Here is a 25,129-nt window from a genome sequence, read left to right on the forward strand (position 1 = left end):
CCGAGCGGACCGCGGCGCATACCCCCGTCGATACGATTATGACGCGATTCGCTTCGCGTTCGTTACAGAAGAGGGTGGGTGGTTTGTGGTTTGTTGTTTGTTCCCCATAATGAAACGGTGAGCCCCACGCTTCCCGAACTCGACTCCCTGAACCCCCAGCAGCGCGAAGCCGTGGAGCACGCTTCGGGCCCGTTGCTGATCTTCGCCGGGGCCGGCTCCGGGAAGACGCGGGTGGTCACCACGCGCATCGCCCGCCTGCTTGCCGAAGGGATGTCGCCCTCGCGAATCCTCGCGGTCACCTTTACGAACAAGGCGGCGCGGGAGATGCGGGAGCGCGTGGAGAAACTCGCCGGGTCGAGGGCCTCGGGCATGTGGATGGGGACGTTCCACTCGGTGTGCGCGCGCCTGCTCCGCATCGACGGCCGCTCGATCGGGCTCAATCCGCAGTTCACGATCTACGACGACGCCGACCAGATGTCCCTGATCCGCGACATCCTCAAGAAGCGCGACCTGGACGACAAGCACGTCCAGCCTCGGGCGCTTCTTTCGGAGATCAGCAACGCCAAGGAGAAGCTGTGGTCGCCGGAGAAGCACGCCGAGCAGGCCGCGGGGTTCTTCGAGAAGATCGCTTCCGACGTGTACAAGGAGTACAACCGCCTGCTCGAGAAGGCGAGCGCGCTGGACTTCGACGATCTGCTGCTCTACACCGTGCGGCTGCTCGAGCAGCGCCCCGACGTGCTGGAGAAGTATCAGGACCGGTTCCTCCACGTGCTGGTGGACGAGTACCAGGACGTGAACCACGCGCAGTACCAGATCGTGAAGCTGCTGGCGGGCCGGCACCGCAACGTGGTCGTGGTGGGCGACGACGACCAATCGATCTATGCGTGGCGCGGCGCCGACGTCTCCCTGATCCTCAAGTTCGGCTCGGACTATCCGGACGCGAAGGTCGTGAAGCTCGAGCAGAACTACCGCTCCACGAAGACGATCCTCGAGGCAGCGCACGAGGTGATCAAGCACAACCGGTCGCGCGCGGACAAGCAGCTTTGGACCGACAACGACGCCGGCGCGCCGATCACGCTCTCGGGAGCGGGCACCGAGCAGGACGAGGCGATGGCCGTCGCCGAGCGGGTTCTGGCGGACACCCGTGCGGGCCGCCGCAGCTACCGAGAGTTCGCGGTGCTGTACCGCACCAACGCGCAAAGCCGCGTCCTGGAGGAGGCCTTCCTCATGTTGCGCGTACCGCACGTGTTGGTGGGCGGTCAGCGGTTCTACGAGCGCAAGGAGATCAAGGACATGGTCGCCTACCTGCGCCTGGCGCTGAACGAGGCCGACGACGTGTCGGTGCGCCGCGTGCTGAACACGCCACCGCGCGGCATCGGCGCGACCACCATGCAGCAGATCGTAGCGTGGGCCGCGGCGCGATCGTCGCCGCTCTGGCACGCGCTCGTCGACCAGGAGCTGCAATCGACGCTTCCCAAGAAGGCGGCGGGAGGGGTGCGCGCGTTCGTTTCGGCCATCGAGGAGGCGCGCTCGGGAGCCCAGTCGGGACCAGTCACGCCGCTCCTGAGGCACCTGATGAACGCCTCGGGCATGATCGAGGCGCTGAAGCTGGAGCGCTCGGACGACGCCGTGGCAAGGCTCGAGAACCTGCAGGAGCTGCTCACGGTCACTACCCAGTACGACGCCACCACGGAGGAGCCGTCGCTGGGCGGCTTCTTGGAGAGCGTTGCGCTCGTGTCCGACGTCGACGCGCTCGACGGCCACGGGGGGGACGCGGTCACGCTCATGACGCTCCACAGCGCGAAGGGGCTCGAGTTCCCGGTGGTGTTTCTCACCGGATTGGAGGAGGGGGTGTTCCCGCACTCCCGCTCGATGGCATCCGATCGCGAACTCGAAGAGGAGCGGCGGCTGTGCTACGTGGGCATGACCCGCGCGATGGAGGAGCTGCATCTACTCTACGCGCACCGGCGCACGGTGTTCGGCACGCCCGCGTTCAACCGCCGCTCTCGGTTCTTGGAGGATTTGCCGATGGAGCGGGTGGTGGAGTCCGGCGGGTTCGGGCCCCGCAGCCCCGATATCCGGCGCGTCGAGTCGGACCGCACCGGCCGCTATCGGACCAGCGAACCGTCGCGCGCCGCGGTCGAGGCGCCGCGCAAGCTGAAGGGCCCGGACTGGAAGCCCCCGTTCGAGGTGGGGCAGCGCGTGCGGCACGGCAAGTTCGGCATCGGCGTGGTGATCGCGTGCAATCCCGTCACGAACGACGCCGAGGTCACGGTCGCCTTTCCCGGTGTCGTGGGAGTGAAGCGCCTCGTGCAGAGTCTGGCGAAGTTGGAGGCCGTGTGAGGTTTGCGGCGGGCGTTGCGGCGGTGCTCGCGCTGGCAGGGTGCGCGCGCCACGAGCTGTTTCCGCTGGAGCTGGGTCGAAGCTGGACGTACAACGTGCGGACGGGTTTTCCCCGCAGCGTCGAGCAACTGAAGGTCGAGGCGCCGACCGCGGTGGCGGGCGTGGACGGGTGGCAGTTGGCCAGCCCCTTGGGAGTCGCGCGGGTGGCGTGGAAAGACGGCGTGCTCCTTGCCGAGGAGACGAGCAATCTGCGCTTCACGCCGCCGCTTCCGATCCTGGTCGACGGCGAGCCGAAGGCGACGCGGACGTGGAAGGGAACGGTGCGCCACTTGGGTCGGGAGTTCGACGCGGCGGCGACCTTGATGCAGTCCGAAGGGCGCGACACGTTGGGCTCCAAGCAGGTGGACGTCGTGAAGACGGATCTCCGGATCCGACTCGAGGGCCACGAGATTCTCGTGCGCAGCGCCTATGCGTCGGGGGTCGGGCTGGTGAGGCAGCGCCAGGAAACCGATGGCCGCTTCGACGTGGAGATGGAGTTCCTCGGCGGCGGCTAGGCTGCCCCTTTGTGGGAAGATGGGAACGATGGCACAGGAAGAAGCACTGTCGGAGCGGCTGGTCGTCTTGCGGGACGTGAAGGCGAACCCCAAGGTCAAGACGTTGATCGACGGCGCGAACAACGTGATGAAGGCCATGGGCTACACGGAGCACGGGCACCGGCACGTGGGCGTGGTGTCGAGCATCACCCGTTACATCCTCGAGGGACTCGGCACTCCGCAGCGCGAGACGGAGCTTGGCCAGATCGCGGCGTACCTGCACGACATCGGCAATGTGATCAACCGCAGCGACCACCCGATCTCCGGCGCGAACATCGCGTACTCGATCTTGACGGAGATGGGGATGGACGCCTCCGAGATCTCGCCGATCCTCGGCGCCATCGGCAACCACGAAGAGCTGCTCGGGGTGCCCGTGAGCACGATGTCCGCTGCATTGATCATCGCCGACAAAAGCGACGTGCACTTCAGCCGCGTGCAGAATCCGATCCAGGAGACGTTCGACATCCACGACCGCGTGAACTACGCCGTGCAGAAGAGCCGCGTCGAGATGGACGCGACGGCCCAGACGATCGAGCTGACGCTCCAGATCGATACGACCCACGCATCGGTCATGGAGTACTTCGAGATCTTCCTGAGCCGCATGGTGATGTGCCGCCGCTCCGCCGACACGCTCGGCTACCGGTTCCTGTTGCGGGTGAACGGCGTGAATTTGGAGTAGGGGCGAGGCCTTGGGCCTTGGGCTCGGCTCGTCCTTCGTCCTTCGTCCTTGGGTCTTGGGCATTGGTCCCTTGGGCGTTGGGCCGGTCACCTGTCATCCCAGCCCCTTTATCATCCCAGCCCCAAGGGCTCGGCTGGCGCCGGCTGGGAAGGCGAAGAAACCGAGCTACCCTAGGCTCAGGAGTCCACAGAGTCAAGACCGTCTGCGCATTGGTGCCTTAATTGCCCGTTCCCGAGCTTGGTCCCGGCCTATTCGGTGGGAAGTTTGGAGAGGCGTTCGCCCCCCGAGGGGGCGAAACGCCATCCCGTTTAGGAGATTGGAGCATACCCCCGGCCGGCTTGGACTCCCCTTTCGATGGAGGTGTCTGAAATGTCGAATCGCAAATCACGCCGGCCGCTCAAAGTGGTCCATCCCAAAGCGGCGGGTATCGACCTTGGGTCGCAGGCCCATTTCGCCGCCGTCAGCCCCGAAAAGTGCGAGGAATCCGTTCGCTCGTTCGGTTGCTACACGTGCGATCTGGTCTCGATGGGCCAATGGCTTTTGTCCCACGGCGTCACGAGTGTGGCGATGGAGGCGACGGGTGTGTACTGGGTTCCCGTTTACGAGGTTCTGGTCTCGATGGGTCTGAGCGTGCAGCTGGTGGACGCCCGGAAAGTGCACAACCTGCCGGGGCGCAAGTCCGACGTGCAGGACTGCCAGTGGCTGTGCGAGCTTCACAGCTACGGCCTTCTTTCGCGCTGTTTCGTTCCCGAAGCCCAGGTCCTGCCCTTGCGGGCGCATCATCGGCAGCGGGAGCATCTTGTCGAGTTGCGTTCGAACCAGATCCTGATGATGCAAAAGGCGCTCGAGCTGATGAACCTGCAACTGCACAAGGTGCTGAGCGACATCACCGGAGTAACGGGCATGGAGATCATCCGCGCCATCCTCGCAGGCGAGCGCGACCCGCAGGTGCTCGCATCCAAACGACAGCCTGGCGTCAAGAAGAGCCAGGAGGAGATCGTCAAGGCTCTGGAAGGGACGTTCGCGGAGCACCACATGGTCGCCTTGCGCCAAGCAGTCGAACTGTACGACCACCTGGAAGGGATGCTTCGAGAGATCGATGGCTGCCTGAAAGAGGAACTCGAGCGGTGGTGTTCGCGCTACGGCCGAGAACCGGTCCAGCACCCATCGCAGCGCAAGCCCCGCAAGAACGAAGCCCGCTTCGACCTGAGCGGCACTCTTGAGGGCCTGACGGGGATGGATCTCACGAGAATCGACGGGTTGGACGCGCTCTCCTTGCTGAGCATCATCTCCGAATGCGGCACGGACTACAGCCCCTGGAAAACATCCAAGCACTGGACCAGCTGGCTCAAGCTCGCTCCCTGCAACCGCGTCAGCGGAGGCAAGCGTCTGCGTGGCTTTACGATGCCTGCGGCATGCCGCGTGTCCAAGACGTTCCGACTCGCGGCGCAGTCCTTGCACCACAGCGATTGCGCCTTGGGCTGCCAACTCAGACGGATCGCGGCCCGCCGAGGAATGCCCGCGGCCATCAAAGCGATCGCCCGGAAAATCGCGACCGCCTACTACAACGCCATGACCAAGGGCCAGGAATATGTCGACATCGGAGCAGCGGCATACGAAGAACAACAGAGGCGACAAAGACTCAAGGGCATGCAACGGCAGGCTCGAAAACTGGGCTACCAACTCGTCCCGGTCCAGGACACTCCTGAATCTGCAGCGGCTACAGTTTCTTAGGAGCGAAGTCGAGGATCCGCTCGCAGGGGGCACGGGTGTCCGAGCGCGGGTGCGGGCCGGGTGGGGCCAGATCCCTCGACGTTGCTCAGGATGACGGAACTCTGCAACCCCTAGCGACCTTGGCGTTCCTTGCGTGCAACTCCCCCTCCGCGCCTCAGCGTGAAACTCCCCCCTCGCGTTCCTTGCGTTCCTTGCGTGCAACTCCCCCTCCGCGCCTCAGCGTGAAACTCCCCCCTCGCGTTCCTTGCGTTCCTTGCGTGACACCCCCCTCCGCGCCTCTGCGCCTCCGCGTGGAACTCTGCAACCCCTACTAGCGCCCTTTGCGTTCCTTGCGTGCACCTCCCCCCGCGCCTCAGCGCCTCCGCGTGAAACTCCCCCTCGCGTTCCTTGCGTTCCTTGCGTGAAACTCCCCCTCCGGGTATCCTCTTCGCGCAAACCGGCTCTCTGCTCCGCGTGGCGGAGTCGACCTAGGCCAGAGGGAGCATCATGAACAAATACGAAGCGTTTTACATCGTCAAGCCCGAGTTCTCCGACGAGGACGTCCAGAAGATCGCCGACAAGTTCAAGGCGGTCGTCGAAGAGCGGGGAGGAACCGTCGAGTCCGCCGCGAAATGGGACAAGAGGAAGCTCGCCTACGAGATCGACGGCCACAAGGAAGGCAACTACGTCCTCATGCACTTTGAGTGCGATCCGAAGGTCCCCGTGGAGCTGAATCGACAAATGAGGATCAATGATGATATAATTCGTCATCGGATCTTCCGAAGAGAGGAGGACTTAAGTGATTAACAGAGTCGTGCTCGTCGGTCGCCTCACCCGCGATCCCGAGCTGAGAACAACCAACACCGGCAAGAACGTCGCGAACTTCTCGATCGCGGTCGACAAGCGGTTCAAGGGCGGAGACGGCGAGGATACGGCCGACTTCTTCCGCGTGAGCTGCTGGGAGAAAACCGCCGAGTTCGTCGCCAACTACCTGACCAAGGGTCGCCTCGTGGCCGTGGACGGTCGTCTGCAGTCGCGCAAGTACCAAGCGAGCGACGGCTCCAACCGCGAAGTCGTGGAAGTGGTCGCCGAGAGCGTCCAAGGCCTCGATCGGCCGAGGGACGACGCCCACACTGGAGCCCCCGCCGCGACCGCGGCCGTGGCCGCCGGTTCCGGCGCCGCGCCCACCGAGGACGAGTACGACCCGTTCGCGGACGAGTAGGCGTGTCCCGCGGGTGCTACGCCCGCTTGACGGGCTTCGGTGCAGGTGCCATGGGTGCCACGCCCGCTTGACGGGCTTCGGTGCAGGTGCCTCGAGTGCCACGCCCGCCTGACGGGCGTGCGAGCAGGTGCCGCGGGTGCCACGCCCGCTTGACGGGCGTGCGAGCAGGTGCCGCGGGTGCCACGCCCGCTTGAAGGGCGTGCGAGCAGGTGCCATGGGTGCCACGCCCGCTTGACGGGCTTCGGTGCTGGTGCCGTGGGTGCCACGCCCGCTTGACGGGCGTGCGAGCAACTTCAGTTACCGGGCTGCCCAGGTCTCGGATCGTGGGTGGGCTGGTTCCGATGGCCACGCCCGTCGAGCGGGCGTGGCATCCCTCGCGCCCTGATCAGCGCCTTGAGCGAAGGACCATCCACCCGGCGGCGATCCAGAGCGTGAGCGTCAGCAGGGCGAGGCCGCGAATCGACAACTCCTGGCCGGGTTGCCAGCCGATGCCCCCGTCCGCGGTCGGTCCCTCGCTCATCATGAGAACTCCGCACCCTCCGCACGAGAGGAGGCTTGCGGCAACGCAGACGGCGACAGCCCGTCTCCACCTCACGCCTTCTCCTCGAGACCGGTGAGCTGCCGCCAATCCAGGCACAGAGGCGCATCCTCGTCCCGGTACTGGTGGCGGAGCTTCGCCAGTTCGGCCTTCATCTGCCGCACGACGCCCTGGTAGTTGGGGTTGTGGTAGAGGCTCCACAGCTCGAGCGGGTCGGTCTGCAGGTCGTACAGCTCCCAAAGCCCCAGAGTGTAGAACTCGATGAGCTTGTACCGCTCGGTACGCACGCCGCGATGCTCCCGGACCCGGTGGTCGGCGGGGTACTCGTAGTAGTGGTAGTAGACGGCCTGTCGCCAGCCGCCGGGCGCTTTGCCCTCGAGAATCGGGACGAGGCTGCTGCCCTGCATGTCCTTGGGTGCGGGGATCCCGGCGGCGTCGAGGAATGTTTCGGCGAAGTCCAGGTTCATCGCAAACGCTTTTGTGGTGGTGCCGGGCGCCGTATGGCCCGGCCAGCGCACGAGCAGCGGCGTCCGGAAGGACTCCTCGTACATCCACCGCTTGTCGAACCAGCCGTGCTCGCCGAGGTACCACCCCTGGTCCGACGTGTAGATCACGAGAGTGTTCTTCGCCAGTCCCGTCTTGTCGAGGTAGTCGAGGACGCGCCCCACGTTCTCGTCCACCGAGTCTACACAGCGGAGGTAATCCTTGGCGAACCGTTGGTATTTCCAGCGCACCAACTCTCTTCCTTGCAGGTTCGCGGCTTTGAACGCCTCGTTCTTGGGTCCGTACGCCGCGTTCCACGCCTCGAGCTGCTCTGGCGTCAGGCCGCCTGGTTGCGTGAGCTTGAGGTCGTTCGGGGTCAGGTCCTTGGCGACGGTCATCGTCTGCTCGTGGGCGGGCTGCTCGCGCCCGAGGTACGAGTCGAACAGCGTCGGCGGCTCCTTGATCTCGACGTCGTCGTACTTGTTCAGGTACTTGGGCCCGGGCTGCCAGTTCCGGTGGGGCGCCTTGTGTTGGTACATGAGGAAGAACGGCTTGTCCTTCGGGCGATCCTTGTCCAGCCACTCGAGCGCGAGGTCGGTGATGATGTCGGTCGTGTAGCCAGTGTGGGGCACGATGCCGCCCGCGGTCTTCATCTTCGGGTTGTAGTAGGGGCCCTGGCCTTGGAGGATGTGCCAATAGTCGAACCCGGTGGGGTCGGTTCCGAGGTGCCATTTGCCGATGACTGCGGTCGAGTAGCCCGCCTTCTGAAGGATCTTCGCGACGGTCTGCTGCGAGCCGTCGAAGACCTGGCCGTTCTGCACGAATCCGTTGAGGTGGCCGTATTTGCCCGTCAACACCGTGGCGCGCGATGGCCCGCACAGGGAGTTCGTGACGAAGCACCGGTCGAAGCGCATCCCCTCGTTCGCGATGCGGTCGAGGTTCGGCGTGGAGTTGATGCCGAACCCGTAGGCGCTGAGGGCCTGATACCCATGGTCGTCGCTGAAGATGAGGAGGATGTTGGGCCGCTCGGCGGACGCGAAGGTCGCGAGCAGCGCCCCGGCGCAGCACAAGGCTTTCATGTTGCGGAGCTTCGGCGGCGGGGGCGCGGATTCCTCCGCACGCGGAGGCGCGGAGGGGGGAGTTGCACGCAAGGGACGCTATGGGCGCTAGGGGTTCACGCGGAGGCGCAGAGGCGCCGGGGGGGGGAGTTGCACGCAAGGTACGCAAAGGGCGCTATGGGGTTCACGCGGAGGCGCAGAGGCGCGGAGGGGGAGTTGCACGCAGGGGCGCGGAGGTTCCCGTCATCCCGAGCAACGTCGAGGGATCTGGCCCCAACCGGCCCGCACCCGCGCTCGGACACCCGTGCCCCCTGCGAGCGGATCCCTCGACTTCGCTCGGGATGACCAAGGGGCTGGGATACCAAGGGGCTGGGATACCAAGCGGCTGGGATGATCAAGGGGTTGGGATGACCGGCCAAAGGCCAAAGGCCCAAGGCCCAACGCCCAAGGCCCAAGGCCCAAGGCCCAAGGACGAAGGACGAAGGACGAAGGACGAGCCGAGCCCAAGGCCCAAGGACGCCTCTACCCGCCCCGACTCAGCTTCTCCAGCGCCATGCGGTGGGCGGTGGCGAGGGCGTCGGACTCGGGCACGTCCACGTCGGGGATCACGCCGGTGCCCTCCCAGTTCGTCTTCGTGTAGGGGTTGATCGCGCGGCCCACAGGGATGAAGGCGGAGAAATGGTCCGTTAGGCGAACGGTGCCGCCCGGGTTCGCGCCGCCCCAGGTGGGCTTGCCGATGATCGTGGCGCGTTTGAGGTTCTGGAGGTTGTAGGTGAACTCCTCGGCCCCGGAGCCCGTGCGCGGCCCGACGAGGACGTACACCGGCTTGTCCACGTAGCGCGGTCCGTCGAGCTTCTTCAGAGTCCAGAACTCGATCGTCCGGTCGCCTTCGCGGAAGTAGAGGCTGTTGAGGTGGACCGGCTTCTCCCCAAATAGGTAGCTGCACAGCAGCTGCACCCCTTCGGGGTCGCCTCCGCCGTTGCCTCGCATGTCGATGATCAAGGCGTCGGTGTCGGCAAGGAACTCCATGGCGGCCTTCGCCGGGCGAGCCGCGTCCTTGCCCGCCATGAACGAGCGCACCTCGAGGTAGCCCACGTTGCCCTCCAGACGCTTGACCGTCTCGAAACCCATGTTTTGCCGCCGGATCATCTCGTTGCGAGCCTTGATCTCTTCCGGGCCGGGCTCGGCGCGGTCGGCTCGCTCGGGCAGCTTGGCCGTACTGTAGCGAACGCGAAGGTGGGCGTCTTTGCACAGCGAGTGGAGGTCGTCGCTCAGTCGCTGGGCGAGGGCTTGGCCGTCCGTAATCGCGTCGTAGCTGCCCTCCTGTAGGTTCTTCCTCAGCAGTGCGGCGCCTTGGGTTGCCAACTCCTTGAACACGTACCGCGACTCAAACGCGTCGGCGAGCGAACTCACCGCGCTCGTACGCTCGGTTGCATCGAGGCCCTGGGCGCCGGCGGCGACGCTGGCGGCGACGAGAAGGAGGAGAGAAAGCTTGCGTGCGTTCATAGGCGTGTTCACGATACGGCAGATGGCCGCAACCTTCGTCCTTCACGTGCCTCGATCGGGGCTTTGGACCCTGGAGATTGCTTGACTTCCCGCGGCGGCGTCGGGCAGAATCGCGTTGAAATCCGGCAACCGCCGGGTCTCGTTCCCCAGCGCTGCGGCGGCTTTCTACGCCCGGGCTCCATGTGAGGTGGATGGCTGGGGAGGGGTCGATGAACGCTAACACTCCCAGGGGGTCTGACACAACGATGCGCGCGGTTCCGCCCAGTCCGGGCCGGGCCCGCTTTGCCAACTTCGCGTGGTTCGTCCTTGCGTACAACCTCGCGGTGATCGTGTGGGGCGCGTTTGTGCGCGCGAGCTTCTCCGGCGATGGATGCGGCAGCCACTGGCCGCTGTGCGACGGCGCGCTGATTCCCCCCTATTTCGACTCGAAGACGCTGATCGAATTCAGCCACCGCATGATGAGCGCCCTGGACGGCTTGCTTGTCCTGGGTCTTGCCATCTGGGCGTACCGGCTCTTCGCCAAAGGCTCGCCGGTGCGCAAGGCCGCCCTTGTTTCCCTGTTGTTCATCGTCTTCGAAGCGCTGATCGGACGCGGCCTCGTGAAGTTCGGATGGGTAGCGCACGACGCGTCCTCCGCCCGCGCGGTCGTTCTGGCGGTGCACCTCGCGAACACCTTCGTGCTGATCGGGGCGTTGGCGCTGTGCGCGGCGTGGAGCGCGGGCATCCCTCGTCCCAAGTTCAAGGGACAGGGCGCGATGGGTTGGGCGATCGCGGCCGCGATCGTCGGCCTGCTCGCCATCGGCATCAGCGGCGCCGTCACGGCGCTGGGCGACACGCTCTACCCGCTGAGCGACGCCCACGCGACGGTGGCGGACATCTCCGACCCGACGAAGCACTTCTTGGTGCGGCTTCGCATCCTGCACCCGCTCCTCGCGCTCGTCGTGGGGCTGCTGCTCACGCTCGTGGCGGGGCTCGCGATGAAGCTGAGGCCTTCGGCGAACACGCGAACCGCCGCGCTGTGGGTCATCGGGATCTTCGGTTCGCAACTCGGGCTCGGCCTCCTCAACGTCGTGCTCAAGGCGCCGATCCCCATGCAGATGGCGCACCTGCTGCTCGCCGATGTGAGCTGGGTGGCACTCATCGTCCTTGCGGCCGGCGCCCTCGCCGAGGGTGTGGAGCGGGTCGAATGGGTCCCGCAATCGGAGGCCGAGGGCGCGCGCGCCGGCGAGCGGGCGACGTGGCGGGCTTACGTCGCACTCACCAAACCACGGGTGATCAGCCTTCTTCTCTTCACGACCATCACCGCGATGTTCGCGGCGGCCGGCGGTTGGCCCGGCCTCTGGCCCCTGGTCGGGGTGCTCGTCGGCGGGTACATGTCGGCCGGAGCGGCGAACACGATCAACATGGTCCTCGAACGGGACCTCGACGCGCTCATGCGCAGAACGTCGACGCGTCCGACGATCACGCACCAGATTCCGGCACCCAAGGCCCTGACCTTCGGGCTCGGACTCGCCGCCGCCTCGTTTGCGATCCTGGGCCTGGCCTCCAACCTCATGGCCGCAATGCTCTCGCTGGCAGGGCTGGTCTTCTACGTGATCGTGTACACGATGATGCTCAAGCGTCGCACGTGGCAGAACATCGTGATCGGGGGAGCGGCGGGCGCGTTCCCGCCCCTGGTGGGATGGGCCGCCGTCACCGGCTCTCTTTCCCCCTTGGCGTGGACGCTGTTCGGGATCGTGTTCCTGTGGACACCCGTTCACTTCTGGGCCTTGGCGCTGCTCATCAAAGACGACTACCACTCCGCGGGCGTGCCGATGCTGCCGGTGGTGCACGGCGAACGGGCGACGGTCCTGCAGATCGTGGGGTACGCGGTGCTCACCGCCGCGCTCACCGTCCTTCCGTGGTTCTTGGGGCAGGTCGGCTCGCTCTACCTGTGGACCGCCATCGCGCTGGATGTGCTTCTGCTCGTGCGGTCGATGCAACTTTATGTGGACCCGGCGAGGCCGCGCGCCGTTTCGCTTTACAAGTACTCGATGCTTTATTTGGCGATTCTGTTTTTGACCATCGCCGTCGACCAAGCGAGGATCGTGTAATTGATTTGGCGTCATGGCAAAGGACCCCAAACGTGGGGTAATTTCCCGCGGTGGGGTTGGAGCCGGTTTTGCCGGCCTGTGCCGCGTCGGGGGGCGTTGCGCGCGGACGACCGAGGGGGAACGGAGGAAATTCATGGCTCAGATCTTTAAGCCGAGCGCCAACACGCTCGTCAAAATCAGCCTGATCGTGGCGGCGAGCATTCCCGTCATGGCGATCTACGGGGGGATGACCATCACCCGGTCGCCCGCCAACACCAACGTCGGCGTTCCTCTCAACCAGCCCATCCCGTTCAGCCACCTGCACCACGCGAAGGAGCTCGGCATCGATTGCCGCTACTGCCACACCGCCGTCGAAGAGTCCTCCGCCGCCGGCGTACCCCCGACCGAGACGTGCATGACGTGCCACTCGCAGATCTGGACCAACAGCCCCCTTCTCGAGCCGCTTCGCCAGAGCTATGCGACGGGCACGCCGATCGAGTGGCAGCGGGTGAACAAGGTTCCCGAGTTCGTGTACTTCAACCACTCGATCCACATCAGCAGGGGAATCAACTGCAACACGTGCCACGGGCCGGTCCAAGAGATGCCCATCACGTACAAGGGTGAGCCGTTCCAGATGGTCTGGTGCCTCGAGTGCCACCGAAACCCCGAGAAGTACCTTCAGGCCAACCCCGACTCCAAGGAGAGCCCGCGCCAGCAGGTTTTCGACCTGTACTGGAAGATCCAAGGCGGCGTGAAGCTGACCCAGCCCGAGGAGGCGCTCGCGCATGGAGAGAGCCTGCCCTCCAACGGGAACCCCGAACAGGGCGCGAAGCTCGTGAAGGACCTCAAGATCGACGTCAAGCAACTGGAAGATTGCTCGATTTGCCACCGCTAGGAAACACGACTGGATGGACAACGAAAAGACACCGCCCCTGGATCTTTCCGCGATCCGCAAACGACTCGAAGGGAAGTCGGGGAAGCGCTATTGGCGGAGCCTCGAAGAGGTCGCCGACACGCCTCAGTTCCAGGCGTTCCTCGAAGACGAGTTCCCGGGTCGATCGACGCTTCTCTCGCTGGATCGGCGCGACTTCCTCAAAGTGATGGGCGCGTCGCTCGCCCTCGCCGGTCTGGCGGGTTGCCGGCGGCTCCCCAAGGAGGAGATCGTTCCCTACGTGACCCAGCCCGAGGAGATCGTTCCCAACGTGCCGCTTCGGTACGCCTCGGCGCTTTCGATCGCGGGCTTCGGGTTCGGTGTGCTCGTCGAGAGCCACGAGGGGCGTCCCACCAAGATCGAGGGGAACCCCAACCACCCGGCCAGCTTGGGCTCCTCCGATCAGTTCGCCCAGGCGGAGATCCTCAATTTCTACGATCCCGATCGTTCGCGCATGGTCCGCAAGAACGGCGACCCGTCCACCTACGAGGCGTTTCTGGCCGAGCTCCGGCCCGTCCTGACGAAGCAGCTCGCTTCGGGGGGCGCCGGCTTGCGGGTGCTCTCGGAAGCCGTCTCCTCGCCCACGATGGCGGGACTGATGGAGAAGATGCGCGCGAAGTTCCCGGCGATGCGGTGGCACCAGTGGGAGCCTGCGCACCGCGATGCGGCGCTTGAGGGGGCGCGGCTGGCGTTCGGGGAAGACGTCGACACGATCTACCACTTCGACCGCGCGAACGTGATCCTCTCGCTCGACGCGGACGTGTTCACGGCGATCGGCACGAACGTGCGGTACGCCCGCGATCTGATGAAGGGCCGCCGGGTCGAGGGTCCGGCGTCGACGATGAACCGGCTCTATGCGGTCGAGTGCACGATGACGCTCACGGGCGCGACGGCCGACCACCGAATCGGATTGCGCGCCGAGGAGATCGAAGCGTTTGCGCGGGCGCTTGCCTCGCGGCTCGGGGTCGCCGGAGCGACCGGTGCGACGCCCGCCTCGGTGCCTGCGCCGTGGTTCGACGCCCTGACGCGCGATCTGATGGACAACGCCGGGTCCGCTGTCGTGGTCGCCGGGCACGAGCAGCCGGCCGTGATCCATGCGCTCGCCCACGCGATGAACGCGTCGCTGGGTGCGGTGGGGACGACCGTCAAGTACATCGAGCCCATCCACGCCAAGCCCGTGAACATGACCGAGTCGCTGCGCGACCTCACGGGTGCCATGGGCGCCGGGCGCGTGGACACCCTGATCATCCTGGGCGGCAATCCCGTGTTCAGCGCCCCCTCCGACGTGCCGTTCGCCAAGGGTCTGGCGTCCGTGAAGCACACGGCGCATATCGCGCAGTACGACAACGAGACATCTGCGATGACCACGTGGCACGTCAACGAAGCCCATCCCCTCGAGGCTTGGGGCGATGTGCGCGCGTACGACGGCACGGCGTCGATCGTGCAGCCCCTCAGCGAGCCCCTCTTCGGCGGCAAATCGCAGATCGAGGTGGTTGCCGCGCTGCTGGATACGCCCGACTCGGGCTACAACCTGGTGCGCGCGCAGTGGAAGGCGAAGGTCGGAACGACCGGCACGGGAAGCGACCAGGCGTTCGAAAAATGGTGGCGCCGGGCGCTCTACGACGGTGTGATTCCCAGCACGTCGGCCGCGAAGAAGGCGCCGACCCTTGTCGCAGGCGTTCCGGCCGTGGTGGCCCGTTCCGCCGGCTCCGGAGGCATCGAGGTCGTCTTGAGACCCGATCCCGGGATTTTCGACGGGCGGTTCGCGAACAACGGGTGGTTGCAAGAGCTCCCCAAGCCGTTTTCAAAGCTCACTTGGGAGAACGCGGCGTACATGAGCGTCAGCACCGCCGAGAAGCTGGGCCTGACCCAAGAGGATTACGTCGAGATCTCGCACCAGGAGCGCTCGGTCAAGGCGCCAGTGTGGTTGGTGCCCGGTCTTCCCGACGATTCCATCACCCTCCACCTTGGCTTCGGCCGAACGCGCGGCGGCCAGGTCTCGGATCTGAGCGACGGATTCGACGCCAACGCGCTTCGGACGTCGGCCTCTCCTTGGGAGGTGAGTGGAGCCAAGGCCGTCAAGGCGCCGGGCCGCGCTCGACTGGCGACGACCCAGCACCACCACGCGATGGAGGGCCGCGACATCGTGCGCGTCGGCACGCTTGCCGGTTTGGCGAGCAATCCGACCCTCGCCCCCGCGCCGGAGGGCGAATCGTCGGAGGAGATGACCCTCTACCACGACCGGCCGTTCGACTTCAAGACCGGCAACCAGTGGGGCATGTCGATCGATTTGGGCGCGTGCACCGGTTGCAACGCGTGCGTCGTGGCGTGCCAGGCCGAGAACAACATCCCGGTCGTCGGCAAGGAGCAGGTGATGCGCGGGCGCATCATGCAGTGGATCCGGATCGACGGCTACTACGGCTCAAATCTCGACGACGCGGAAGTCCACTTCCAACCCCTCACGTGCATGCAGTGCGAATCCGCACCGTGCGAGCCCGTGTGTCCCGTCGGCGCCACCGTGCACAGCCACGAAGGCTTGAACCAGATGGTGTACAACCGCTGCGTCGGCACCCGGTACTGCTCGAACAACTGCCCGTACAAGGTGCGCCGGTTCAACTTCTTGAACTACACCGACAACATGGAGCAGTTCAAGCAGCAGGAGCGCATTCCCCTCCTGCGGATGCTCAACAACCCGAACGTGACGGTCCGCGGCCGTGGCGTGATGGAGAAGTGCACGTACTGCGTTCAGCGCATCAACGCGGCCCGCATCACGGCGAAGAAGGAAGGCCGGGACATCAAGGACGGGGAGATCGTGACGGCGTGCCAGCAGGCGTGTCCCACGCAGGCGATCGTCTTTGGCAACATCAACGACCCGGAGAGCGCGGTGGTCAAGCGCAAGGCCAACCCCCGCAACTATCTCCTGCTTGAAGAATTGAACACGCGACCGAGGACCACGTACCTGGCCAAGGTCAAGAATCCGAATCCGGGGATCGGGGCAAACTGATGGCGAACGACGCGATTGTCCAAGACACACTGATCGAGGGCGAACAGACCTACGAGACGATAACCGAGCGCATCAGCCGTGTGGTGATGAGCTGGAAGCCGCACGGCAAAGGGTTCTACTCCCTGCTGCTGATCGGGTTCCTCTTCGTCAACGTCCTGATGATCTCGATCGGCTGGCTCCTCTACAAGGGCATCGGGATCTGGGGAAACAACATCCCCGCCGCCTGGGGCTTCGACATCATCAACTTCGTCTGGTGGATCGGCATCGGCCACGCCGGCACCCTGATCTCCGCGATCCTGCTCCTGATGCGCCAGAAGTGGCGCATGTCGATCAACCGGTTCGCGGAGGCCATGACGATCTTCGCGGTCATGTGCGCGGGCATGTACCCGTTGCTCCACACGGGCCGCCCCTGGGTCGCGTACTGGCTGTTCCCCTATCCCAACGTCCTCGCGGTCTGGCCGAACTTCCGCTCGCCGCTGGTTTGGGACGTGTTCGCGGTCTCGACGTACTTCACGGTCTCGCTCCTGTTCTGGGGCATCGGCTTGATTCCGGACTTCGCGAGTCTTCGCGACCGGGCGACGAAGCCGTCGATGAAGCTGGTCTACGGCGTCCTTTCGATGGGATGGCGCGGGTCGGCGTACCACTGGGAGCGGTACAACCAGGCGTATCTGATTCTCGCGGGCCTTTCGACGCCCCTCGTGCTTTCCGTCCACACGATCGTGTCCTTCGACTTCGCCGTGTCGCTCGTGCCGGGGTGGCACACCACCGTCTTCCCGCCCTACTTCGTGGCGGGTGCGGTTTACGCGGGCTTTGCGATGGTGTTGACCCTCGGCATTCCGGCGCGGAATTGGTACAACCTCAAGCAGTACATCACGGACAAGCATATCGACTGGATGTGCCGGATCATGCTGACCACCGGCTTGATCGTGTTCTACGGGTATCTGCTCGAGATCTTCTACGCGTTCTACAGCGCCAACATCTACGAGCGGTTCATGATGATGAACCGGTTCGGCGGACCGTACGCGCCGTTCTACTGGACCCTGATCTTCTGCAACGGGGTGGCCCCGCAGATTCTCTGGTGGAAGAAGGCGCGCTACCACATTCCGACGGTGTTCGGCGTGTCGCTCATCGTGAGTCTCGGCATGTGGCTCGAGCGGTTTATCATCATCCCGGTGTCGCTGCACCGCGACTTCCTGCCGTCGTCGTGGGGCTACTACTCACCGACGATCTGGGACTTCGGGATGTTCTTCGGAACCATCGGGTTCTTCCTGTTCATGATGATGTTGTTCATTCGGTTCCTCCCCATGATCTCGATCTTCGAGATGCGGGAGCTGTTCCACCACACCCAGCACGAGGAGCACGCGCACAGTCATGCCGTCGCGGCGCCCGCGGGCACGGGAGGCAAGGAGTAAGCGATGGGTTACCACGGAGAGCCAGAGGGTGGGGTCTACGGGATCGCGGCGGAGTTCGACAACCCGGAAGACCTGCTGGTGGCGGCGATGAAGGCCTCGGAATCGGGCTTCACGAAGATGGACGCGTACACGCCGTTCCCGGTGGAGGGGCTGTCCCAGGCGTTGGGGATGCGCGATGTCCGCGTGAAGTGGATCATCTTCATCGGCGGCTTGCTGGGCGTGTCCGGCGGCATGGGGATGATGTACTACATTTCGGTGATCGACTACCCGCTCAACATCGGCGGTCGTCCGCTGTTCAGTTGGCCGGCGTTCATTCCGGTCGCGTTCGAGTGCACGGTGCTCATCGCGGCGTTTGGTGCGGTGTTCGGGATGCTGGCCCTCAACGGTCTGCCGCGGCCGCATCACCCTATCTTCGACACGGCGAACTTCGAGCGGGCGTCCCAGGATCGGTTCTTCCTCTGCATCGAAGCGGAGGACCCCCAGTTCGATCAAGCGGAGAAGTTCCTTTCCGGCGTCGGTGCCGTGGCGGTGACGGAGGTGGAGCCCTCGTGACGTTCTCGAATGGGATTCGCGCGGTGGTCGCCGGGGGCGGCGCGATGCTCGTGTTGGCGGGATGCCACACGGACATGTGGGTGCAGCCGCGCACGAAGGCGCTGGACAAGAGCACGTTCTACGCCGACGGCCAATCGGCCCGGAAGCCGGTCGCCGGCACTGTGGCGCAGGGGCATCTGAACGCGGACGACGCGTTCAGCACGGGGTTCGTCAACGGAAAGCTGGTGACCGAGTTGCCCGTTCCGCTCACGAAGGCGCTGCTGGAGCGGGGCAAGGAGCGTTTCACCATCTACTGCACGCCGTGCCACGGGCAACTGGGCGACGGCAACGGGATGATCGCCCAGCGAGGCTTCAACCTGCGCAAGAAGCCGGCGAGCTACCACACCGAACGGCTGCGGAACATGCCGATCGGGCACTTTTTCGATGTGATCACCAACGGGTACGGCGTGATGTTCAGCTACGCGGCAAGGGTGAAGCCCGAAGATCGATGGGCCATCGCGGCGTATATCCGCGTGTTGCAGGCCAGCCAGAACGCGACCGCCGCCGGCGCCCCCGCGGAGGCCGCCGGGAGCGATGTGAGCGCGCAGATGCACCCGACTGAGGAGGCGAAGGTCGTTCGATGAGCAACGAAACACCACAAGGGATGGGACTGCACCGATTCGGGTCCGTGGGGCTGGTCGTCGGTCTCGTGGGCATTCTCGCGTGGGCGGGCCTGTTCGTTTCGGCTGGCGAAGAGGCGAAGCACGCGTTGCTGGGTTCCTACCTGTTCGCCTTCATCGTGCTCGTGTGCATGACGCTGGGGTGCTTTGCCCTCACGTTGCTGCACCACACGATTCGGGGGCAATGGGGACTCTCGCTGCTTCGGTTCTTCGAAGCGGGCGGCGGTCCCACGGCGCTGGGATTCGCGCTGGTCGCCTTCATTCCCGTCGCCTACGGTCTTCACTCGTACCACCTCTATCCTTGGGCGGACCCAGCGCACATCGACGAGATCGTCCGCCAGAAGCAGTGGTGGTTGAACGAGACCGGCTTCATCGCCCGGACCGTGTTCTACTTCGTGGTCTGGATCGCCTGGTCGGCGTACCTTCGGCGCTCGTCGGTGCTCCAGGACCAGAACCGGGACCCGAACGAGGCGATCAAGCGCACGAACGTGTCGGCGCCCGGCTTGGTGATGTTCTTCCTGACGGTCACCGCGGCCTTCACGGACTGGATCATGACGCTGATGCCGCACTGGTACTCCACGGTGTGGGGCGCGTGGCTCGCGGTCGGATCGGCGCTGCTGGCAATGGCGTTCTGCACGGCGATGTTGCTCGCCCACCGCGGGCAACAGCCCTTCAAGGACGTGATCGTGCCGGGTCTCACCAAGGACCACGGCAATCTGCTGTTCACGATGACGATGCTGTGGGCGTATCTGATGCTCTCGCAGTTCCTGATCATCTGGTCCGCGAACCTGAAGGAGGAGATTCCGTACTTCCTCGCACGGTCCGACCACGGGTGGCAGTTCTTGGGGTGGATCGTGATCATGGGGCAGTTCTTCCTGCCGTTCTTCACGCTGCTGGCTCCGCGGACGAAGGCCCACGCGTCGCTGCTCATCAAGGTGGCCGTGTGGATCTTCGTGCTCCGCATCCTTGATCTATACTGGACTGCGATTCCCGCGATCCGGCACGACGGCAGTCCCCTTCCCACCGTGGCCGACGCCCTCGCGTTGCTCGGCCTGGGCGGGCTGTGGTTCTCGGTCTTTGTGTCGCAGCACAAGAAGGCGAACGCCTTCCCCGTGCACGATCCGCGCATCCGACAGGTGGTCGAACATGCATCATAAGTCTGAGCCCGACGACGTCAACGAACTGAAGAAGCTGGGTTACGACCGGCGCGACGTGCAGTTGAAACCTCTGGCCTGGGCCGTCGTGGGCTTCTTCGCGTTCACCGTTCTCAGCGCGATCGTGATGATCCCCTTCTACAAGATATTTGTCGGGGGACCGCTGTTCGCAGGGGAGTCTCCCCAAGCCATCCAGCGTCGCTGGGAAGAGCCACAGCCCCCGCTGCAGAATCGGGAGACGGCGAAGACCGACATCGTGGACCTGCGCAAGAAGGAGCACGAGGCGCTGACGACTTCTGGACCCTCCCTCGAGGAGCCGGGCAAGTACCGGATCCCCATCGACCAGGCGATCGACGAGATCGCCGAGCGCGGCTTGCCGCAGCCGGCCGCGCCCAAAGCGCCGGAGGTGGCGCCGCAATGAAACTCGCAAGAACCTTGTTGGCAGTGGGCACGCTGATCGGAGCGGTCGCCTTGGTCGGAGCGCAGAACAGCCCTCCGCCGAGCGGCCCTTCGCCGCTGAGCCCCACTTCGGGACTCGCCCTCGTGCAGAAGCTCGACGCCCAGGTTCCTTTGGACGCCAAGTTCAAAGACGAGACGGGACGGGACGTCGTCCTGGGCGAGTACCTCGGGAAGAAGCCCGTCGTGCTGATGCTCGTGTTCTACCGATGCGCGGGAACGTGCGCCCTCGAATTCGACTCGATGACGCAGACGCTGCGCGCGTTCAAGACCGAGAAGCTGGGCCGCGACTTCGACGTGGTCACCATCAGCATTCACCCGAAGGAGACGCCGGAGCTGGCGGCGGAAACCAAGAAGGATTACGTCGAGAAGATCAAGAGCCGACAGCCCGATGCCGCCCAGGGTTGGCACTTCCTGACCGGCGAGTACGAGCAGGCCCGCAAGGTCGCGGACGCGGTGGGCTACTCTTACGTTTGGGATCCGGTCAAGGAGATCGTCCGACACCCCGCGGGCATCATGGTGCTCACTCCCGAGGGGCGCGTGTCGCGCTACTTCTACGGCGTGGAGTTTCCCGCGAAGCCTTTGAGCGACGCGCTGGTGCAGGCGTCGAGCAGCCAGATCGGCCCCAAAGCGGAGGAGATTCTGCTCGGGTGCATCATGTACGACCCCCACAACGGGAAGTACACGGTCAATATCCGCCGCGCGCTCAGCTTTGCGGCAGGCCTCACCGTGGTGGTGCTGGTCATGAGCATGGTCGTGATGGGTTTGTCCAACCGCCGGCGCGCCCGTGCCGGCGATAAGGAGGGCGGCGACTCGGCCTAGCGCCGGAGCCAGGTTCCATGTTCAACTTTCCGCTTCGTCCCGAGGCCGCCTCGACCTTTGCGGGTCAGCACGACCTGCTGTTCGGGATTCTGACGGTCCTTACGATCGTGTTTTCCGTGCCGGTCATGATCTTGGCGATCATCTTCGCCGTCCGGTTTCGGGCGGGCAACAAGGTGGACCGGTCGCGCCCCAGCCACGAGAACCTCAAGCTCGAGCTGACGTGGACGATCATCCCGCTGCTCTTGGCGTTGGCGGTCTTCGGCTACAGTGCCAAGCTGTTCGTCGACCTCCGGAAGCCGCCAAAGGACGCGATGGAGATCTTCGTGATCGGCAAGCAGTGGATGTGGCACATCCAGCATCCCAACGGCGTGCGCGAGAACAACGAACTCCACGTGCCGGTGGGGGTGCCGGTCAAGCTCACCATGATCTCCCAGGACGTGATCCATGCGTTCTACATCCCCGAATTCCGCACCCAGTACATGGTCGTGCCGGACAAGTACACGCAATTGTGGTTCCAAGCCACCAAGGAGGGCGAGTACATGATCCTTTGCAACCAGTACTGCGGCACGCAGCACTCGGAGATGGTGGGCAAGGTGATCGTACAGAGGCCCGACGAGTTCCAGAAGTGGCTCGCCGACGGTGGGCGTTCCATGCGTCCGAAGGATCGAACGATGGTCGAGTCGGGCGAGGATCTCTACAAGCTCTACAACTGCGCAAACTGCCATGGAGACGTGGACACGCCGCGCGGCCCTTCGCTGTATGGCCTGTTCGGCAAGCGCCAGCAGATGACGGACGGCACGACGGTGCTGGCGGACGACGAGTACCTGCGCGAGTCCTTGCTCAAGGCCGAGAAGAAGCTGGTCGCGGGCTACATCGCGACGATGCCGAACTACGAACAGGAGCTAAGCGAGGAGCAGGCGCTCCAGTTGATCGCCTACATGAAGACTTTGGGAGTGCAGAAGCCGGCGGCCCCCGCCGCACCGGCGGCCGCGACCACCCCTCAGGAGGGTAATCGATGAGCGCTACGGCAGCTCGACCAGAAGAACTCGACGACGCGACACGTCCGAACTACCTGAACGTGTCCCACACGATCAAGTCGTGGCTCCTCACGCAGGACCACAAGCGGATCGCGGTGCTCTACCTCGTGTCGATCTCGTTCTTCTTCCTGCTGGGAGGATTGGCGGCGTCGATGATCCGTCTCGAGCTGACCTCGCCCCGCGGCGTGATGCTCGAGTCCGAGACGTACAACAAGATGTTCTCGGCGCACGGGATCATCATGGTGTTCCTGTTCCTCGTGCCCTCGATCCCGGCCACCTTCGGCAACTTCGCGCTGCCGATGATGATCGGCGCCAAAGACTTGGCGTTCCCGAGGCTGAACCTGCTGAGCTGGTACCTCTACATGATCGGCGGCGGCCTGATCCTCGCCGCGCTGCTGATGGGCGGCGTGGACACGGGGTGGACGTTCTACACGCCCTACTCGAGCATGTACAGCTCGGGACATGTCGTGCTGGCCATTGTCGGGGTCTTCATCGCAGGCTTTTCATCGATCTTCACAGGTCTCAACTTCATCGCGACGGTGCACAAAATGCGTGCGCCTGGAATGACGTGGTTCAGGATGCCGCTGTTCGTGTGGGCGATGTACGCGACGTCCGTGATCATCGTTCTCGGCACCCCGGTCGTCGCGATCACTCTGGCGCTGGTCGCGGTCGAGGCCACGATGGGCGTGGGCATCTTCAGCCCCGCGCTGGGTGGCGATCCCGTGCTGTTCCAGCACATGTTCTGGTTCTACTCGCACCCGGCGGTTTACATCATGATCCTGCCGTCGATGGGCGTGATGAGCGAGCTGATCGCCTGCTTCTCCCGCAAGCGGATCTTCGGCTACCACTTCGTGGCGTTCTCGAGCCTCGCGATCGCGGGTCTCGGGTTCATCGTGTGGGGCCACCATATGTTCACCTCGGGCCAGTCGACGTTCCAGAGCCTGGTGTTCTCCCTGATTTCGTTCGTGGTGGCGGTTCCTTCCGCGGTGAAGACCTTCAACTGGATGGCGACGATCTACAAGGGCAACGTGGATCTGCGTTCCCCGATGATCTTTGCGCTCGGCTTCCTGGGTCTGTTCGTGGTGGGCGGTCTTACGGGCCTTTACCTCGCGTCATTGGCGACGGACGTGCACCTGCAGGCCACGTACTTCGTGGTCGCGCACTTCCACTACATCATGGTGGGCGGCGCGATGATGGGCTTCCTCGGCGCGCTGCACTACTGGTGGCCGAAGATGACCGGGAAGATGTACTCCGACAACTGGGCGAAGATCGGCGCTGCGCTGGTGTTCGTCGGGTTCAACCTCACGTTCTTCCCGCAGTTCATCCTGGGCTATCTGGGGATGCCCCGGCGGTACCACTACTACGACTTCGCCCCGCAGTGGCAGGCGTACAACATCATGTCCTCGGCCGGGGCGTCCGTCCTGGCGTTGGGGTACATTTTGCCGGCGTTCTACCTGTTGCACTCCCTGAAGTACGGCAAGCCGGCGGGCCGCAACCCGTGGGGCGCCGTGGGGCTGGAGTGGCAGACGGAGTCGCCCCCGGACACCCACAACTTCCACGAGATTCCCATCGTCACGCACGAGGCGTACGATTACGCCGCGGTGGACGAGATCGAGCATGCGCAGGCCCAGGAAGTCATGAAGAAGGAAGCACACATGGGGAGTGACGAGTAGTGTCAACCGCCACACACACGCGGCCCGATCCGGCGGAAGTCGATCTTCACGTCCAGTTCGAGGACATCGAGCAGCAGAACGAGACCTATCTCGTCGGCATGTGGACGTTCCTCGTCACCGAGGTCATGTTCTTCGGCGGCCTCTTCCTGGTGTACATCCTCCAACGGTGGATGCACGCGCCGCAATGGTACGTGATCCACGAGCAGTTGGATTGGCGGCTGGGCGGTCTGAACACGATGATCCTGCTGTTCAGCAGTTTCACCATGGCGTGCGCCGTCCATTTCTCGCAACTGCGCAAGTTCGACAAGCAGCTGCAGATGCTTGGCATCACGATCCTGTGCGCGTTTGGGTTCCTCGTGGTGAAGTTCTTCGAGTGGAGCGCCAAGATCGAGCACCATCTGGTGCCGGGCGCGCACTTCGAGTGGGCGCATGCCGGCGCCTCGAAGGGCGTCGCCGAGATGTTCTTCGTGCTCTACTTCTCGATGACGGGCCTCCACGCCATCCACGTCATCATCGGCATCATCGTGATTGGAGTGCTCGCGACGCTCGTGGCCAAGCGCCACACCTCGGTGAACCGCGACTATCTGCCGACCGAGATGATCGGCCTGTACTGGCACTTCGTCGACCTGGTCTGGATCTTCCTGTACCCGCTGTTCTATCTCATCCCCAAGTCATGAAAGGCACCCACGTTCTCCCGCTCGGCGTTTACGCGAAGAACTTCGCGGCACTGGTCGTGTTGATGGTCCTGACCATCGCCGCCGCGCAGTTCGACGTCGGCGATCACCTGTTCGCCGAGGGCAGCGCGGCCGCGACGTTTCTGAACAACGCGATCGCCATGGGCATCGCGGTGACCAAGGCCACGCTCGTGATCCTCTTCTTCATGGGCGTGAAGTACACCACCAAGCTTGTGCAGATGTGGGCGATCGCCGGCTTCGCGTGGGTGTTGCTTCTCATGATCACTTACGGCGACTATTCGACGCGCAAGCCCGTGGAGGGCTGGACGCCCTCGAACGAGATCATCCTCGGCGTCAAGAAGTTCCCCGGCCCCGTCAACAGCGATTTCAAGCCGATCGAAGGCGAAGCGGCGAAGGGACACTAGGAAGGCCGGGAACCGGGAACCGGGACTCGGGAACCGGGCCCCAACGGGGGTCGCAAAATCTCGCGATTGCACCCAACAATCTCGGCTAGAAGCGGCACTATGAAGTGTGGGGCAAAAGCCGAG

22 protein-coding genes are annotated in these 25,129 nt (G+C 64.5%); 19 read left to right on the forward strand and 3 right to left on the reverse strand.

The window, feature by feature from the left end; genetic code table 11:
• The first annotated feature begins 117 nt into the window (after positions 1–117).
• The 6 genes from pcrA (at position 118) to M9921_05045 (ending at position 6,550) form a co-directional block, all read left to right on the forward strand.
• Positions 118–2,343 (forward strand): DNA helicase PcrA, encoded by a 2,226-nt coding sequence (gene pcrA / locus M9921_05020; GenBank protein MCO5296200.1) that lies wholly within the window; start codon positions 118–120, stop codon positions 2,341–2,343.
• Entirely contained in the window at positions 2,340–2,897 is a 558-nt protein-coding gene (locus M9921_05025) for a hypothetical protein (protein MCO5296201.1), read from the forward strand. The genes pcrA and M9921_05025 overlap by 4 nt, the downstream gene beginning before the upstream one ends.
• 28 nt (positions 2,898–2,925) lie before the next feature.
• Positions 2,926–3,615 (forward strand): HD domain-containing protein, encoded by a 690-nt coding sequence (locus M9921_05030; protein ID MCO5296202.1) that lies wholly within the window; start codon positions 2,926–2,928, stop codon positions 3,613–3,615.
• A gap of 369 nt (positions 3,616–3,984) precedes the next feature.
• The gene (locus M9921_05035; GenBank protein MCO5296203.1) at positions 3,985–5,349 is read left to right on the forward strand and encodes an IS110 family transposase; all 1,365 of its coding nucleotides are present in this window, start codon (positions 3,985–3,987) and stop codon (positions 5,347–5,349) included.
• 486 nt (positions 5,350–5,835) lie between these two features.
• Positions 5,836–6,135 (forward strand): 30S ribosomal protein S6, encoded by a 300-nt coding sequence (rpsF, locus tag M9921_05040; protein MCO5296204.1) that lies wholly within the window; start codon positions 5,836–5,838, stop codon positions 6,133–6,135.
• Complete coding sequence (locus M9921_05045) at positions 6,128–6,550, forward strand: single-stranded DNA-binding protein (protein MCO5296205.1); 423 nt, start codon at positions 6,128–6,130, stop codon at positions 6,548–6,550. The genes rpsF and M9921_05045 overlap by 8 nt, the downstream gene beginning before the upstream one ends.
• Positions 6,551–6,935: 385 nt before the next feature.
• Here M9921_05045 and M9921_05050 read toward each other — a convergent pair whose 3' ends face one another.
• From M9921_05050 to M9921_05060, 3 genes are all read right to left on the reverse strand, one after another.
• Entirely contained in the window at positions 6,936–7,073 is a 138-nt protein-coding gene (locus tag M9921_05050; GenBank protein MCO5296206.1) for a hypothetical protein, read from the reverse strand.
• Positions 7,074–7,141: 68 nt separating this feature from the next.
• Positions 7,142–8,650 (reverse strand): sulfatase, encoded by a 1,509-nt coding sequence (locus M9921_05055; protein MCO5296207.1) that lies wholly within the window; start codon positions 8,648–8,650, stop codon positions 7,142–7,144.
• A 501-nt stretch (positions 8,651–9,151) separates the two neighbouring features.
• On the reverse strand, positions 9,152–10,135 hold the full coding sequence (locus M9921_05060) for a S41 family peptidase (GenBank protein MCO5296208.1): 984 nt from the start codon (positions 10,133–10,135) through the stop codon (positions 9,152–9,154).
• A 245-nt stretch (positions 10,136–10,380) separates the two neighbouring features.
• Here M9921_05060 and M9921_05065 point away from each other — a divergent pair, with 245 nt between their 5' ends.
• The 13 genes from M9921_05065 to M9921_05125 all read left to right on the forward strand — a co-directional run bounded on the left by M9921_05065 (position 10,381) and on the right by M9921_05125 (position 25,006).
• Positions 10,381–12,228 (forward strand): heme o synthase, encoded by a 1,848-nt coding sequence (locus tag M9921_05065; GenBank protein ID MCO5296209.1) that lies wholly within the window; start codon positions 10,381–10,383, stop codon positions 12,226–12,228.
• A 133-nt stretch (positions 12,229–12,361) separates the two neighbouring features.
• Positions 12,362–13,102 (forward strand): cytochrome c family protein, encoded by a 741-nt coding sequence (locus tag M9921_05070; protein MCO5296210.1) that lies wholly within the window; start codon positions 12,362–12,364, stop codon positions 13,100–13,102.
• Positions 13,103–13,115: 13 nt separating this feature from the next.
• Complete coding sequence (locus M9921_05075; GenBank protein ID MCO5296211.1) at positions 13,116–16,142, forward strand: TAT-variant-translocated molybdopterin oxidoreductase; 3,027 nt, start codon at positions 13,116–13,118, stop codon at positions 16,140–16,142.
• On the forward strand, positions 16,142–17,554 hold the full coding sequence (gene nrfD / locus M9921_05080; GenBank protein ID MCO5296212.1) for a polysulfide reductase NrfD: 1,413 nt from the start codon (positions 16,142–16,144) through the stop codon (positions 17,552–17,554). Before M9921_05075 ends, nrfD begins: the two co-directional genes overlap by 1 nt.
• 3 nt (positions 17,555–17,557) lie before the next feature.
• Positions 17,558–18,106 carry a DUF3341 domain-containing protein gene (locus tag M9921_05085; GenBank protein MCO5296213.1) on the forward strand — a complete coding sequence of 183 codons (549 nt, stop codon included), beginning with the start codon at positions 17,558–17,560 and terminating at the stop codon, positions 18,104–18,106.
• Positions 18,103–18,729, forward strand: coding sequence for a cytochrome c (locus tag M9921_05090; GenBank protein MCO5296214.1), 627 nt, complete (start codon positions 18,103–18,105; stop codon positions 18,727–18,729). The genes M9921_05085 and M9921_05090 overlap by 4 nt, the downstream gene beginning before the upstream one ends.
• A complete protein-coding gene (locus tag M9921_05095) occupies positions 18,726–19,922 on the forward strand; it encodes a hypothetical protein (GenBank protein MCO5296215.1) in 1,197 nt (398 codons plus the stop codon). Before M9921_05090 ends, M9921_05095 begins: the two co-directional genes overlap by 4 nt.
• A complete protein-coding gene (locus M9921_05100) occupies positions 19,912–20,340 on the forward strand; it encodes a hypothetical protein (GenBank protein ID MCO5296216.1) in 429 nt (142 codons plus the stop codon). The genes M9921_05095 and M9921_05100 overlap by 11 nt, the downstream gene beginning before the upstream one ends.
• The gene (locus M9921_05105) at positions 20,337–21,197 is read left to right on the forward strand and encodes an SCO family protein (GenBank protein MCO5296217.1); all 861 of its coding nucleotides are present in this window, start codon (positions 20,337–20,339) and stop codon (positions 21,195–21,197) included. Before M9921_05100 ends, M9921_05105 begins: the two co-directional genes overlap by 4 nt.
• Positions 21,198–21,214: 17 nt before the next feature.
• Entirely contained in the window at positions 21,215–22,216 is a 1,002-nt protein-coding gene (coxB, locus tag M9921_05110; GenBank protein MCO5296218.1) for a cytochrome c oxidase subunit II, read from the forward strand.
• Positions 22,213–23,907, forward strand: coding sequence for a cbb3-type cytochrome c oxidase subunit I (locus M9921_05115; protein MCO5296219.1), 1,695 nt, complete (start codon positions 22,213–22,215; stop codon positions 23,905–23,907). The genes coxB and M9921_05115 overlap by 4 nt, the downstream gene beginning before the upstream one ends.
• Complete coding sequence (locus tag M9921_05120; protein ID MCO5296220.1) at positions 23,907–24,584, forward strand: cytochrome c oxidase subunit 3; 678 nt, start codon at positions 23,907–23,909, stop codon at positions 24,582–24,584. The genes M9921_05115 and M9921_05120 overlap by 1 nt, the downstream gene beginning before the upstream one ends.
• Positions 24,581–25,006 (forward strand): cytochrome C oxidase subunit IV family protein, encoded by a 426-nt coding sequence (locus M9921_05125; protein MCO5296221.1) that lies wholly within the window; start codon positions 24,581–24,583, stop codon positions 25,004–25,006. Before M9921_05120 ends, M9921_05125 begins: the two co-directional genes overlap by 4 nt.
• Positions 25,007–25,129: the final 123 nt, after the last annotated feature.

The sequence above is a fragment of the Fimbriimonadaceae bacterium genome (assembly GCA_023957775.1).
Lineage (GTDB): Bacteria > Armatimonadota > Fimbriimonadia > Fimbriimonadales > Fimbriimonadaceae > JAMLGR01.